The organism is Cyclobacterium plantarum, assembly GCF_011290685.1.
GTDB lineage: Bacteria > Bacteroidota > Bacteroidia > Cytophagales > Cyclobacteriaceae > Cyclobacterium > Cyclobacterium plantarum.
Genome location: NZ_JAANYN010000008.1, coordinates 209,160 through 223,723, shown reverse-complemented (window position 1 = coordinate 223,723; position 14,564 = coordinate 209,160). Strand labels below are relative to the sequence as shown.

Genomic DNA, 14,564 nt, shown 5'->3' with positions numbered 1-14,564 from the left:
GAAATTAGCAAGGATAGCCCTTTTTAATCCACTCCAAATAGGCACTTTTTCCCATTTCCGGTATATTTACCAAAAACCAACAAATCCATGCAGTACCGTTTTACCCCCAGCCTTTGGTTACGCTTTTTCACCTGTCAACTGTTGTTCATTTGCCTCTGTGCAGCTACGCTGGCTCAGACCGAACCTGCCGGCATCCTGCTTACCTGGCAGCAAGACCCTACCAGCACCATTAGCATTGACTGGCATACCCTTCCGGAAGATGACGCCCTGAAAACGCTTTCCTATCGCTCGAAAGGCACAGCCGAGTGGCAGACAGCTTCTTCCACATCCTTTTCTTTCCCCCATTCAGATCGTCGCATTCACCGCATCGAACTGACCGACCTGAGACCTGATTCAAACTATGAATTTCGTGTAGGGGAATTTCAGCGGGTCTTCTCCTTTCGCACCCTACCGGCCAAAAACCACCGCCCCCTCCGCTTTGCTGCCGGTGGGGATACCTCCCACGGGGAGCTATTTCGGCAAATGAACCGGGCCGTGATGCCGTACGATCCGGATTTTATTGTCTGGGGCGGTGACCTGGCCTATGCCAATGGAAACAAGGAGAACGTGGACCTATGGTATCAGTGGTTTGATGGGATCCGGGAAACGCTTATCTCCGAAGAAGGACGTGTCGTTCCGGTCATTGTAGGCCTGGGCAACCACGATGTCATCAATCACCATTACCCGGCATCGGAAAGTGTGATCAATGCGGAGATGGGCATGCCGGCCTTTATCGCAAAGGTGAAAGAAGGCGAAATGGAGGAACCCACCGATGCCATGCGCCTGGCCAAAGGACCCTTTTTCTATCCCCTGTTCGCTTTTCCCGGCCAGCCGGGCTACGGAGTACTGGATATCGGGGATTACCTGAGCCTGATCATCCTGGACAGTTCCCATAGTAACCTGATCAGCGGTACCCAAACGGACTGGCTGGAAAAAACCCTGCAAAGCAGGCAAGGCCGGCCTCACCTGATTCCCGTTTACCATAAACCGGCATATCCCTCAGGTCGGGTGGAGCCTGGAGGAAAGCGACTTCAATTCTGGTCAGAGGAAGTACTTGATAACTGGATTCCACTCTTCGAGGAGTATGATGTTCGGGTAGCCCTGGAAAACGACGACCATACCTATAAGCGAAGCTACCCGGTAAAAAACAATGCCATCCACCCCAATGGAATTGTGTACCTGGGTGATGGTTCCTGGGGAGTGGAGAAAAAGAAGCCCAAAACCCCGGAAGAAGTCTGGTACCTGACAAAATCCGCGGAAGAAAATTCCGCCATCATCGTCACCCTGCAGGGCCCCCACCAGCACTTCCTGATGATCAATGAAAATGGTAAAATTATCGACGAATATCCGGAAACCTTAAAGGTCAGTCCCTAAATTGGTCGCTGTTCAACCCCTCCCGGGGTTGGAAATTTTTTAGGACTTTGCCAGCCCTGGGTTGACACCCAGGGTTTTTATTGTTCAGGCCCTTCAGGCCTGGTAATATGCTACCACCTTTTCTCAGGAGCCAGTGGTGGGTTTGCGGGGAGATGGATTTTTTTGTCTTGAATTTCCTGCCCTCCGGGAGGCGGGTTTGTTTCTTTTTGTTTCAAAGCCTTTCCCGAATAGCGAAGCGAATCGGGAACAAAAAGAAAGAGAACATAACTTTAAACACTGAAAATAGGGCTAATATAAAAAAGCATTATCCCTATATTTACTTGTACCTTGCATTAGATCTATACCCAGCGTTATTATTTGTCAGGTCCTCGATTTTAAAAAATTATGCTACTTTTAAACTTGAAAAAAATCAAATTTAACGCTTAAAACCAACTAAAGAAAATCAATAAGTTTTAAATGAGTTAGATCGATTACCTACCCTAAATAGTTAACCCCTTAATTTCCATCCCAACTTTCCACCATTTCGTCACATTAATTTGATTAAAGTTTCATCGCAGTTTATTCTTGTGTCATGATTAATGCTTCCGGATACTGGACAAAAAGAAATGACCAAATCCCGAGGTATTTTACCCTGATAATCACCATGACTAAAGCTACAAAGAGAACCTATATTGCGCTTATCCTCGCCGGTTTGTTATACAATATCTATTTGACTTGTGGGGCATGTGAAGCTACAAATCAAAAAATCCCAATTCAAACTGAGTACAGGGTATTCGGAATAAATTTTAATTTTTAATTAGCATATAAAATGAAAAACAAACCGTTAGCGTTTCAGGAAATCGAATGGTGGACAGTCACTTTTGTTTTTTTGATCACTGTTCTGGTCAATATTCTCAGTACAGGCAATATACACCAGCCATATAACTATGGTCCTGCTGCCGGGAATTTTGCCAAGGTGATTATTCCTATAATCTTATTTGTCGTCTTTTACCTGATGCACCGGGTGCTGATTCCCAGGTACCGGCAAGATTCTCGTAAAGGTCCGTTTATCGGATATAGCTTGTTGATTTTTCTGGTCTCCTATGTGCTTGTCACATTGGTGGCTGCCGGCACCGGCATTATCCAGCCCCCATTTACCCCATTCTATTTTACCATCATGGCCCTTTACCTGAGTTACCTGGTTTGGGTGCTGATGATAAAGCAGGTTTTTCTACCTCCAAAAATGAATGATTACCTCACCTATAACTTGTTGAGGCTGTGTAGCATCTTTTTCTTTGTGATCCTGCTACTATTTCAATTTGATTTTTTGGTTTCACAAGATATTTCTGTAGCCCTGGCCCTATTTCTGCCCGCCTCCATTCTGGTAATTCTGTATAATTATTTTTTGATTTACAGGAAGCGTTTGCGAGGGAAAAAGCGGGCTGCCCTATGGTTCAATATCCTTTTAATTCTTATTTTTCCCGGCTTTCTGCTATTTGCCGGGCTCATGGACCAGGAAGCGGTTTTGGTTTTCCTTGGTTTGGGTACGGGTTTGGTCATCCAGTTGGTGGCCCTCCCCCTTTCCGACCTTGCTTTCGAAAAGTACTTTGGAATGAAAGACAAGATTGAAAACCTCAGCCATCAGGTGGACCGGGGATCGGCCGACCTCCGATTTCTCAAATCCCAAATCAACCCTCATTTTCTGTTCAATGCCTTAAATACGCTGTATGGTGCTGCATTGATGGAAAATGCCGAAAAGACCTCGGATGGGATCCAAAAACTGGGGGACATGATGCGCTTTATGCTGCACGAAAACCAACTGGACAAAATCCCCCTACGCCGGGAAATCGAATACCTGCGCAATTACCTGGATCTGCAGATGCTGCGCTTTAAAAAGGAGGATAATTTAGAAATTAGCATTAAATTGAACGAAGAACACTGTGAAGGAACCATTGCGCCCATGCTGCTTATCCCTTTCGTAGAAAATGCTTTTAAACACGGCATCAGCACAAAAAATAAATCATGGATCCGAATTAACCTGCGTTGCCTTGCCGGTTCGGTACACCTGGATGTGGTCAATTCCCTGCATCCGCCGAAGGCCCTGAAAGACCCTACCGATGAATCCGGTATCGGTTTGGACAATGTGCGCAAGCGATTGCAGGTACTGTATTCCGACCGGCATGACTTAACGATTGTTTCCAACGATACGGAGCATTTTGTCCATTTTTCGGTCCAAATAGACTAACCTGAAATCGACCATGACGAGAAAGTCACACCGTGGGATGATTATCAATTGCGAAATTTCCCGTCCGACTGGCTTCATCCGGGCGGGCATCTGACAGTTAAAAAACAAAAATGATGAATCAACGCCAATTACTCTATCTGATCTGCCTATTTATTGGAGGAACTTCTTGTCAAGGACCGAAAAACAAATCCGACATATCCCATGTAACGATCTATTCATTCGATGAAGCGTTACCTTTGGACACCAAGGATTTCGTTGAGAAACAACGGTACGTTCTATTGAGCATGGAAGAGGAGGCTTTGTTTAAGCGGGTGGATAAGTTATTGGCGATGAATGATCAGTTTTACCTTTTTGACCATATCAATAACTCAGGGGTATTGGTCTTTGATGAGCAAGGACAGTTTATACGTAAAATTGGTGATTTCGGTCAAGGTCCCAATCAAATAAATGGCATTGAAGATTTCCAGGTCAGGAAAAACGGTGAAGTTTTGGTTTTAGATGCACTTGAAAATAGAATCATTGTCTATTCTCCAGAAGGAAACTGGGTCGAAAATATTTCCATTCCTGTTAATGCAGGAGGTTTTATAGAAACAGAGACCGGCTGGCTATTTGCTATTAACAATGACAATCAAAATGATGCCATTGCGAATTATCCCAAAGTTGGGAGTTTTGATACTTCTTTCAAGCTAGATAGTTTGTATTTTGGCTACACAGCTATCGGAGGGAATACCAATGTATATTACCATGCAGGTTTGTTGTCTCAAACTTCTGGCATTGTTTATAATCGTCCTCCTGATGATACCGTGCGCCTTTTTTCGAGTGCAGGAAACCTAGAAAAACAAATTTTAATAGACTTTGGAGACAGTAAATTGCCTGAGCACGTTGTCAATGATATTACACTTGCTGATGAATTGAAAGAAAAAGGGCTAAATCACCAGTACCTTCAATTACCTGTTAAGATTACCAATAATTTGATTTTGGGCGTAATTGTTAGTACGAAAAATGATTTCTGGACATTTGCCATTAATTTAAAGACCGATAAATTACATGTTAATAAAATTGACTTTTCCGACGTTCATTTTCCTTCTTTGATGCTTCCCACAGCGATTACTCCCACTGGCGAAGTGGTCACATTGATCGAACCCATTTCATTCGTGTCAGATGCTCAGCCAGAAAACTATCCGGAAGAAGTAATCAATCATTTTGAAAATGACGGTTCCGTGTTGTTACTGCACAAATTGAAACCTAATTGATATGCTCACAGCAATAGCAATAGATGATGAACACATGGCACTTGAAGTCATCAAATCACATGCGGCGAAGGTGCCCTTTCTGGAATTGGAGGCTGTTTTTTCCGATGCCATCAGGGGCTTTGACTACCACAAAACCCAACCCGTTGACCTGATATTTCTAGATATCAACATGCCGGATATTTCCGGAATAGACCTGGCGGGCATGTTACAAACCGAGACAATGGTGGTTTTTACCACGGCCTATTCAGCGTATGCTGTCAAGGGATTTGAACTCAATGCGCTGGACTACCTGCTCAAGCCTTTTTCGCTGAGCCGTTTCCTACAAGCCTGTCAAAAAGCACGGGACTGGAAAGAGTTGCAGCCGGCGGAAACAAACGGCCACGTATTTATTAAAACCTCAGAGGGCCAAATTAAGGTGAATTTTTCAGACCTGTTGTTTTGTGAAGCCACGGGTAACTACGTCACCTTGTATCTGGAAGGGGAAAAGGTCATTACCCGAATGACTTTCAAGGAACTGGAAAAGCTGCTTCCCTCCTTTTTTATCCGGACTCACCGTTCTTTTTTGGTCAATAAAAACCGAATTGAAAAGATTGAAAAACACCAGGTGCAGATCAGAGAACACAGAATCCCCATTAGTCAGTCTTATTCCGGTTTTTTGTAATGGGTTTAACTTTTCCAAAGTTCTAAACTTTGGAAAAGTTTGATTTTGCAACCTTCCGGTTAAATCAAAAAAAACAGCCAGCCCCAATAATGAGCTGGCTGCTTATATACTTTTTACTATTCTCCCGCCTCCATGGGATGCTCCTGGAGCAATTCCGCCGGCGAATAAAATCCTTGTTTTGCTTTGGTAGCTTCCCGTACCTCAGCCACTTTTTCGGGTTTGATAGGGGAAGATTCGTTGCCAAAGCTGTTCCTCACATAGGTTGCCACAGCGGCCACTTCCTTGTCATTCAGCATACCAGCATAAGGAGTCATGGGAACCTGGCCGGGATAATCTTTTCCTAGCACTTCAATGGGGCCCATCAAGCCATTGAGAATGATTTTCACCAGGCGCTCTTCGCTGCCATTTACCCATTTGGTGCCGGCCAGCGGTGGAAAACCGGAAGCACTCAGCCCCTTACCATCTGGCTGATGGCAGGTAATACAAAAACCTTCTCTGCTGTAGATGGCTTTTCCCATTTGAAAAAGCGTCAATTCCTCTCCTTTTAAGCGGCTGTTGGATGGTTTTTCTTCTTGTGGAGCTTCCTGAAAGACGATACTGCCATCTGCATTAACCACCATATTGGTCACAGACATGCCGTTGAGGTGTGCCAATGCGGTTTCAAAGGGTTTTTGCATCCACATATCTTTCGGATGCTCATCGGCTACTTCCAATATGGCCAGGCCATCTTCTTTATCCAGCCAGGAAGCTGCCACAATGGCTTCCAGCCGAACCCTTCCGTGGGGGTCTGCAGCTGCTTTTTTCAGCATTTCTACCTGATCAGGTACCTGATGTCCGGTATAACGAAGAATTCTGGCTACTGCTGCTCTTACCCTGTGGTCATCAGAAGCAAACAGGGTTTTCATCAAATCCTGATCTACCTGATTCAAACCCCAACTCACCCAAAGTGCTTCCAGCAGGTGGTGTTCGTAGCGGGGATCATTGGCATCCAGGTTAGCGACCCACTGCTGCATTTTGTCCAGCACCTCTCCTTTATCCCTACCACGCAATTCGGCACGGGTGCGGTACCTGGCCCGGAATTCGGGTAGTTTCAAATTGTCCAGTAAGGTTTCAACGCTTGCCCCATCAATTTTTGGAGGGCTGACCAAAGGCCTCGAGGGGTAAGTAATCCTGTAAATCCTACCATGCACATGATCTCTCAATGGATCACGCGCATTGTGTTGCATGTGGCCTACCAGGATATTGTGCCAATCTACAAAATACAGGGAACCATCCGGAGCGAATTCCATATCTACCGGACGGAAGTTCCTGTCATCGCTGCGGATCAGGTCTACCCGGTGTTCGCTGTCATATCCCGTCCCGTCTTCCATCATTTTATGCATCTTCATCCCCAGAAACCCAATTGTATTGTTGATCAGCAGGTCTCCCTGAACTTCCTCCGGAAAATGCCTGCTGGACACAAATTCAAGGCCTGAAGTGGGTCGAACACGATGGGCATCTTCGATCAGATTGGGTCCTTTGTGGGTACCTTCGCCATATCTGGGTTTGATGGATCCTGGCATCATCCAACGTACGTCAGGTCCGGAGGTCTCTGCAAAGAAATTTTGCCCCCAATCGTCAAAGGCAATTCCCCATGGATTGGGAATAGGCAATTGAGCAGTTCTTTCCAGGTGCTTCCTTGCGGGATTGTATCGATAAAAACCACCGTTGGTCGCTCGTACCGGTCCGTAGGGGGTTTCCACGTTGGTATGTAAAAATACGCCTTCACCCATGTAGATGGCACCGGATGGATCGGCAACGAAGGCAGAAATATTGTGGTGCGTATCGTGGTCGTCAAAACCGCTGAGCAGGATCTCACGCTCTTCGGCATAATCGTCTCCGTCCTTGTCCCGGAGTATAATGAGGTTTGTACCCTGCGACAAATAAACACCTTCCTCTGCAATTTCCATCCCGATAGGCAGGTGCAGGCTATCTGCAAATACAATTTGCTTGTCTGCTTTGCCATCGTTATTGGTATCTTCAAGGATAAGGATCTTATCGTTGGGTTTGGGGTCTCCCGGTTTGTAATGCGGATAGCTGGGCATTACAGCCACCCAAAGTCTCCCCTTGGTATCAAAGGTCATTTGCACCGGGTTGGCCAGGTCGGGAAATTCCGACTCGGAAGCGAAAAGTTCCACTTTATAGCCTTCGGCCACTTCAAATTTTTCCAGGGCCTCTTCCCCGTAAAGGTATTCCAAATCACCATTTTTCTCCGGGTTGTAATTCGTTTCTACCTGAGGTAGCTCGATGGTGTTCTCGTCAGCAGCTGCCAGGTCAAACGATTGCCCCTGACTCACACTCCAGATGGCCTGGTCCCTGTTATCCGTCATTTGACGGATCTTTTTTAATTCGTAAGGATAATTATCCGGACCAAAGGGGTTGTACCGCCTTCCAAATACATGCACCCCATTGGGGATTTTGTAGTCATTGTGCCACATCCAGTTTTTTTCCAATACGGCAGCATGGATGGCGGCTCTCCTTTCTTCCGCTATGGCATCATCCTCGCCAAACACCTTGTCCGTCAGAAACTGGGAAAACTTTTTATACCCCTCCTCGGTAAGCTGAAATCCATCTATGGTCAGGTAATCATCCGTTGACGCATACCAGGATTGTGAGGGTTCGAAAGCATCGACAAACAAAACCTGATTGGCCTCGGCCACTTCTTTCATGGCCTGGGTGTACATTTCAAGGTTTTGGTTTTCCTTTTCTCCATTTGGAAGATCATAGTCTGCACTTAAATTCTCAAAGGCAATGGGCGATACCAGAGCCAGTTGCGGAGCTGCCTCACCATTATAAATGGTATTTTGGGTATGGTTGATAAAAGCCTCCAGCTCATTTTTATAATTCTCCAGCCCTTCTTCTCCCTGAAAAGATTCATTGTAGCCAAAAAAAGCAATGATGATGTCTGCCTCGTGATTTTTTATCCATTCATCAGGCGATTCAAAATGACCCTCGCTACCGGATTTGGTAGCCAATTCATCCTGAAACTCCTCCGCACCGGGAAAAGCCCAGGGAGACACCCTGCCTGAATGAGGCCTGAAACCTGGTGTATCGCCTGCATCACTCATGTTCCGGATATACAATAAGGAATCCGGGTAGCGAACATGCATTTCTGTTTCAAAATGACCATAATTCATCATTCTGGATCCAAGATTGTTTCCGATTAAGATAATGTGGTCTCCTTTATTCAAGTCCAATTTCGGGCCTTCAGGGCCACATTGAAAAGCAAAAAATGAAATGAATAACAGGATAAATAGCGTTAAGTTTCGTTTTATGAAGTTTATATTGGGTTGGACCATTTGTGTTTTATTAGGTGTGATGTGCTGTATCTTAATGCTCAATATTACTATAATTTTCCAATTAATCTTAAATAAAGTATATAAAATGGTTTATTCTATCCTGCACTGTCCTGTAACATCCATAAATGGAAACCCAAAGAGAAAAACTAATTTTTCTTGTTAAGGTGTTTACGCCCAATTATGGCTAAAATATTTTTGATTTCCATGTTTTATGGTTATTCTTAAGGATTAATATATATTATGCAAACACAAAAAATCGGCTTATTCTTAGGCCCTTTGGTTTTTTTTGGAATTTATTTGACGGCAACGCCCGAAGGTTTATCTGCTTCCGGAGTTGCTTTATTAGCCATCACTTTTTGGATCGGGATATGGTGGGTTACGGAGGCAATACCCATTGCGGCCACGGCATTACTTCCTTTGGTAATGTTTCCCTTTACCGGAGTGATGGATATCAAACCCACAGCAATACCCTACTCAGACCCTATGGTTTTATTGTATATGGGAGGGTTTATGATTGCCGTATGTATTGAAAAATGGAACCTGCACAAAAGGATTGCCCTGAAAATCATTTCCTACCTCGGAACAAACCTTAAAAGAATTATTTTGGGCTTTATGGTGGCCACTGCTTTCCTGTCGATGTGGATATCCAACACAGCGACCTCACTCATGATGCTACCCATCGCCATTGCAGTAGTGGTACAGGTCAGCCAATCCAATGATACCATCAAAACTACATTGGGTCAATCACTGATGTTGGGAATAGCTTATAGTGCTTCCATCGGTGGCTTGTCTACCATTATCGGAACCCCTACCAATATCATTTTGGTGGGCGTGTTAAAGAATACTTATGGGATAGAGATCAGTTTTGGGGAGTGGATGCTTGTGGGGTTACCAATTTCTCTGGGATTATTATTCATTTGCTGGTATTATTTGGTGAATTGGGCATTCGTGTTTCCTAAGACCCTTAAGATAGCAGGTGGAAAAGAGGAGATCAACAGGCAACTTGAGCTACTTGGACCAATAAGCAAGCAGGAAAAGCGTGTTTTGTGGGTGTTTTTGGCTGTCAGTTTCTCCTGGATCAGCCGTAGCTTTATATTACAGGATTTGATTCCATCCCTTGACGATACTATTATCGCACTGACCGGTGTTTTGCTGTTGTTTGTAATTCCTGCTGGAAATGAAAATAAGGAGCAACTACTGGATTGGAAAGTAGCAGAAAAGATACCCTGGGGTATTTTGATATTGTTTGGTGGTGGATTGGCTCTGGCAAAGGGTTTTCAGGAAACAGGATTGGCCAACTGGATTGGCGAACAATTCATTTTGTTACAAAATGTACCTTTTTGGTTGTTTTTGTTTTTCATCATCGCTGCCGTTAATTTTCTTACAGAAATCACCTCAAATGTGGCAACTGCCTCCATGTTATTGCCCATATTGTCAGCTGTAGCATTGGCCATGGGAGTTCACCCTTACGGATTGATGGTGGCAGCCACCATGTCAGCCTCTTGCGCCTTTATGTTACCTGTGGCCACACCTCCCAATGCGGTGGTATTTGGTTCCGGTTATTTGACCATCCCTGTAATGATGAAAACAGGTTTTGCCCTCAACCTCTTATCGATCCTGTTTATATTGATCTTAACTTTATTTTATATTCCCTGGGCCTGGGATTTTAACCTGCTTTCTTTTCCTGACGGCTGGAAATAAAAAAGGCTCTCCGCATTAGCGGAAAGCCCTTAATAAAAATATAAATTTTATAATATTATCGGGTCAACCAATCCTCCCCTAATATTTCAGATAGCATTTGATTGTATTCTTCTGCCTTGGCTTCGTTTTTCAACTGGCTATGGATCCGGAAAAGGATTTCCATAATGTCCGTATTCTCCGGTTGTAATTCAGATGCTTTTGTAAAATAAGGCAATGCCTCTTCATACAGCCCATCTGCTTCGGCCAGCATGCTATCTGATTTTGCTTCCCATTCCTCATCAGAAAGGTTGTTTACCTCGTTGATGATATTTCTGGCCTTGTCCAGATAGATGGCTCCCGCATAGTAATTGCCCTCAAAGAATTCGGGATCAGCTTCCACTGTCCTTTTGTATTCTTTTAGCGCTCCTTCCATATCACCGGATTTTTCTTTCAAATAACCATATCTCAAACGGATCGCGGGGTTATCCGGGTCAGTTTCCAGCGCTTTCTCTATAGATGTCATGGCTTCTTCCATTTTATCCAATTGCAATAACAATTGGATTTCGAATTCTGCCAACCCTTTGTCTTCAGGATAAAGCTCACGGGCCTCTTTCGCCCAACGATATGCTTCCTCAGGATCTTTCTCTTCTGCACTGGCAATCTGAATGAGAAAATAATAGGCATTTAATTTGTTGTATTCTTCAATATCCAACAATTGGGTGAAATACTTTTTTGCTGCTTCGGTATTTCCAATCGAGTTGGCAGTATAGCCTGCATTGAATACCATGGAAGTATCTTTTGGATCAAGGTCAGCTGCCAAAGAGAAAAATTCAAAGGCGCTTTCCATATCATCCGCATCATACCTTTCTGCTCCTTTATTTAATGCAGCATTCTTTAATCGGTAAACACCTTCGCCTTGCATGCTTGCAGGCAATTCAGGAACGACCTCCTTAAAAAGATCCTCACTTACCTTACTGGTAGAATCCATTTCTTCCATTTCGAAGGTAGTCATAAAACTGCTTTCTGCTTCCCTGCCTATTGCAACAGTTTCTTCGTTATTGGAAGAATCAGCTTCAAACATTTGTGTTTCTATTTTACCTTTGATAAAATAAGTTTCTGATTCGCTACCGGTTTCTTCATCATTCACGGCAGCTTTAATATCTGAATAGGCTTCTTCAATATTTCCCTTTCTTAAGTTCCTTTCCGCTGAGCGGACGACCTTTTTCTGGCCAAAGGCAATTGTAGCAGCAATGCTCACCAAAGCCAACGATAAAATTAACTTTTTCATTTTTCGAGTGTGGTTCTTATTTGGTTATAAACTATTATTCTAAATCTGGGTTGATGTCATTTTCCGAATCTTGGGAATCATTATTTTCGGGTTCTTCCTCCAGGATATTCTCTATTTTTTCTACTGAAGAGATTTTATCCGTATCGTTTAGCCTGATTAGCCTGACTCCCTGAGTTGCTCTTCCCATTACTCTGACACCAGCCGCCGGGGTTCTGATAATGATCCCTGACCTGTTGATAATCATGAGGTCATCGGTATCTACTACCTCTTTGATGGCTACCAATCCACCTGTTTTTTCGGTGATATTCATGGCTTTAACTCCTTTGCCACCTCTTTTGGTAATCCTGTATTCAGACAGGAAGGAACGTTTTCCATAGCCTTTTTCTGTCACCACTAGAAGGGTTGCATCTTCTCTTTGAACACAAACCATGCCAATTACATGATTATCTCCCTCCCCTAAATTGATGGCCTTGACTCCTGTGGCTGTCCTGCCCATTGGTCTAACGTCTGATTCATGAAAATGAACCGCTCTTCCTGAGCTGGAGGCAATGACAACATGTGCATCTCCATTGGTCAATTCCACATTCAACAATTGGTCATCCTCTCTGATATTCAAGGCAATAATTCCATTTGTCCTGGGTCTGGAGTATTGTTCCAGGGTGGTTTTCTTGATGATTCCATTGCGGGTTACCATCACGATATTGTTGTTATTAATATAATCCACATCCGTCAGATCAGTCACCTGAATGATGGACCTGATTTTATCTCCACTCTGAATATTGATCAGGTTTTGGATGGGCCTTCCCTTGGAGGTTTTACTGCCCTCAGGTATGGCATAGGTTTTCAACCAAAAAAGCTTCCCCTGATCGGTGAATATCAAAAGATAATTGTGAGTAAGGGCAGTAAACAAGTATTCGGTATAATCGTCTTCCTTGGTGCTTACTCCTCTGGATCCTACTCCTCCCCTGCTTTGTGATTTGTACTCCGTTAGGACTGTTCTTTTGATATAACCCTGATGAGAAACGGTAATGACCACTTCCTCATTGGGAATCATGTCCTCATAATTGAAGTCTTCAGCATTGTGTTCTATCTCCGTTCTTCTTTCATCCGAATAACGGGTTTTCATTTCCACCAGCTCATCTTTGATGATCTCCATACGTTTGTCTTCATTCGCCAAAATTTCTTTCAGCTCCTCAATGAGTTTCATCAGCTCATCGTATTCCTGCTGGATTTTCTCCCTTTCCATACCGGTAAGGCGCTGAAGCCTCATGTCCAATATGGCTCTGGCCTGGATTTCGGAAAGGTCGAACTTCTCCATCAGTCCGTTTCTTGCTGTTTCAGGATCTCTGGAATCCCTGATCAACTGAATGACTTCATCCAGGTTATCCAGGGCTACCAGGTAGCCTTCTAATATATGTGCTCTTTTTTCCGCCTCCCTGAGTTCATACTGGGTCCTTCTGATGACCACCTCATGCCGGTGATTCACATAATGGACGATTAGCTCTTTTAAATTCAGGGTAAAGGGTCTGCCCTTTACCAGCGCCACATTATTGACACTGAAAGAGGTCTGTAGCTGGGTATGCTTGTAAAGGTTGTTCAGGATAACATTCGGAACAGCATCTTTTTTCAATTCATAGACAATCCGCATGCCTTGCCTGTCGGATTCATCCCTGATAGCGGAAATTCCATCCAGTTTCTTCTCATTGATCAACTGAGCGGTTTTCTCCACCATGGATGCTTTGTTGACCTGATAGGGAATTTCGCTGATGATGATCATCTCCCTTCCATTGGATTTGGTTTCAATGGTCGCTTTTCCGCGCATGATCACCCTTCCCCTACCGGTTTCAAAGGCTGCTTTGACGCCATTGTAACCGTATATGATCCCACCTGTAGGGAAATCAGGAGCTATGATGTGCTCCATCAGCTCAGGAATAGTAATCTCATTGTTATCAATATAGGCAATAATCCCATTGATGACCTCTCCCAAATTATGAGGAGCCATGTTTGTAGCCATTCCCACTGCAATTCCTGAAGCTCCATTTAACAATAAAGCTGGAATTTTTGCAGGTAAAACTACAGGTTCTTTTAGCGTATCGTCAAAATTCAATTGAAAATCAACGGTTTCTTTGTTGATGTCAATCAATAATTCCTCTGCGATCCTCCGTAGCCTTGCTTCCGTATACCTCATGGCCGCCGGATTATCTCCGTCAACCGAGCCGAAATTTCCCTGTGGATCCACAAGCGGATACCGCAATGACCAATGCTGTGCCATTCTGACCAGGGTTTCATACACGGCTGAATCTCCGTGGGGATGGTACTTACCCAGAACCTCGCCTACTATTCTGGCAGATTTTTTATAAGGTTTATTGTGGGTGACACCCAACTCCTGCATGCCATACAAAATTCTGCGGTGAACTGGCTTTAAACCGTCTCTTACGTCGGGTAAAGCCCTGGAAACAATTACCGACATCGAATAATCGATGTAGGCACCACGCATTTCTTCCTCAATATTGATTGGGATGATGTTCTCGTTCTCTCCTTGAGCCATATTTAAAATTTCTCGCTAATAACCTGCAAGATAGCAAAAAGAACAGGTTTTGAAAAATATAATTTTTCTAATATTTTAATTTAAAGGTATTCAATTTATTCTCATGGAGTTATTTTATTGATTTTTCAAAAAAATTTGGAATGCACCAGGTTGCATTAG

8 protein-coding genes are annotated in these 14,564 nt (G+C 43.9%); 5 read left to right on the top strand and 3 right to left on the bottom strand.

Annotated elements, in window-relative coordinates; all coding sequences use genetic code 11:
- Positions 1-87 precede the first annotated feature (87 nt).
- From G9Q97_RS18410 to G9Q97_RS18395, 4 genes are all read left to right on the top strand, one after another.
- Entirely contained in the window at positions 88-1,413 is a 1,326-nt protein-coding gene (locus G9Q97_RS18410; protein ID WP_166149501.1) for a fibronectin type III domain-containing protein, read from the top strand.
- 808 nt (positions 1,414-2,221) lie between these two features.
- On the top strand, positions 2,222-3,637 hold the full coding sequence (locus G9Q97_RS18405) for a sensor histidine kinase (protein WP_166149499.1): 1,416 nt from the start codon (positions 2,222-2,224) through the stop codon (positions 3,635-3,637).
- Between the two features lie 110 nt (positions 3,638-3,747).
- The gene (locus tag G9Q97_RS18400; RefSeq protein WP_166149497.1) at positions 3,748-4,890 is read left to right on the top strand and encodes a 6-bladed beta-propeller; all 1,143 of its coding nucleotides are present in this window, start codon (positions 3,748-3,750) and stop codon (positions 4,888-4,890) included.
- A gap of 1 nt (position 4,891) precedes the next feature.
- Positions 4,892-5,551: a LytR/AlgR family response regulator transcription factor gene (locus G9Q97_RS18395; protein ID WP_166149495.1), complete on the top strand. Its 660-nt coding sequence runs from the start codon at positions 4,892-4,894 to the stop codon at positions 5,549-5,551.
- A 116-nt stretch (positions 5,552-5,667) separates the two neighbouring features.
- Here G9Q97_RS18395 and G9Q97_RS18390 read toward each other — a convergent pair whose 3' ends face one another.
- Complete coding sequence (locus G9Q97_RS18390; RefSeq protein ID WP_166149635.1) at positions 5,668-8,889, bottom strand: PVC-type heme-binding CxxCH protein; 3,222 nt, start codon at positions 8,887-8,889, stop codon at positions 5,668-5,670.
- Between the two features lie 240 nt (positions 8,890-9,129).
- Here G9Q97_RS18390 and G9Q97_RS18385 point away from each other — a divergent pair, with 240 nt between their 5' ends.
- The gene (locus G9Q97_RS18385) at positions 9,130-10,590 is read left to right on the top strand and encodes an SLC13 family permease (RefSeq protein WP_166149493.1); all 1,461 of its coding nucleotides are present in this window, start codon (positions 9,130-9,132) and stop codon (positions 10,588-10,590) included.
- Between the two features lie 55 nt (positions 10,591-10,645).
- Here the strand turns inward: G9Q97_RS18385 and G9Q97_RS18380 are convergent, their stop codons facing one another.
- Together G9Q97_RS18380 and gyrA are read right to left on the bottom strand one after the other, a co-directional pair.
- On the bottom strand, positions 10,646-11,857 hold the full coding sequence (locus tag G9Q97_RS18380) for a tetratricopeptide repeat protein (protein ID WP_166149491.1): 1,212 nt from the start codon (positions 11,855-11,857) through the stop codon (positions 10,646-10,648).
- Between the two features lie 34 nt (positions 11,858-11,891).
- Positions 11,892-14,405 (bottom strand): DNA gyrase subunit A, encoded by a 2,514-nt coding sequence (gene gyrA / locus G9Q97_RS18375; RefSeq protein WP_166149489.1) that lies wholly within the window; start codon positions 14,403-14,405, stop codon positions 11,892-11,894.
- Between the last annotated feature and the right edge of the window lie 159 nt (positions 14,406-14,564).

Coding starts and splice junctions, on each gene's coding strand:
- G9Q97_RS18390 (WP_166149635.1), bottom strand. CDS start 8,889: ATGGTCCAACCCAATATAAACTTCATAAAACGAAACTTAACGCTATTT.
- G9Q97_RS18395 (WP_166149495.1), top strand. CDS start 4,892: ATGCTCACAGCAATAGCAATAGATGATGAACACATGGCACTTGAAGTC.
- G9Q97_RS18400 (WP_166149497.1), top strand. CDS start 3,748: ATGATGAATCAACGCCAATTACTCTATCTGATCTGCCTATTTATTGGA.
- G9Q97_RS18385 (WP_166149493.1), top strand. CDS start 9,130: ATGCAAACACAAAAAATCGGCTTATTCTTAGGCCCTTTGGTTTTTTTT.
- gyrA (WP_166149489.1), bottom strand. CDS start 14,405: ATGGCTCAAGGAGAGAACGAGAACATCATCCCAATCAATATTGAGGAA.
- G9Q97_RS18410 (WP_166149501.1), top strand. CDS start 88: ATGCAGTACCGTTTTACCCCCAGCCTTTGGTTACGCTTTTTCACCTGT.
- G9Q97_RS18405 (WP_166149499.1), top strand. CDS start 2,222: ATGAAAAACAAACCGTTAGCGTTTCAGGAAATCGAATGGTGGACAGTC.
- G9Q97_RS18380 (WP_166149491.1), bottom strand. CDS start 11,857: ATGAAAAAGTTAATTTTATCGTTGGCTTTGGTGAGCATTGCTGCTACA.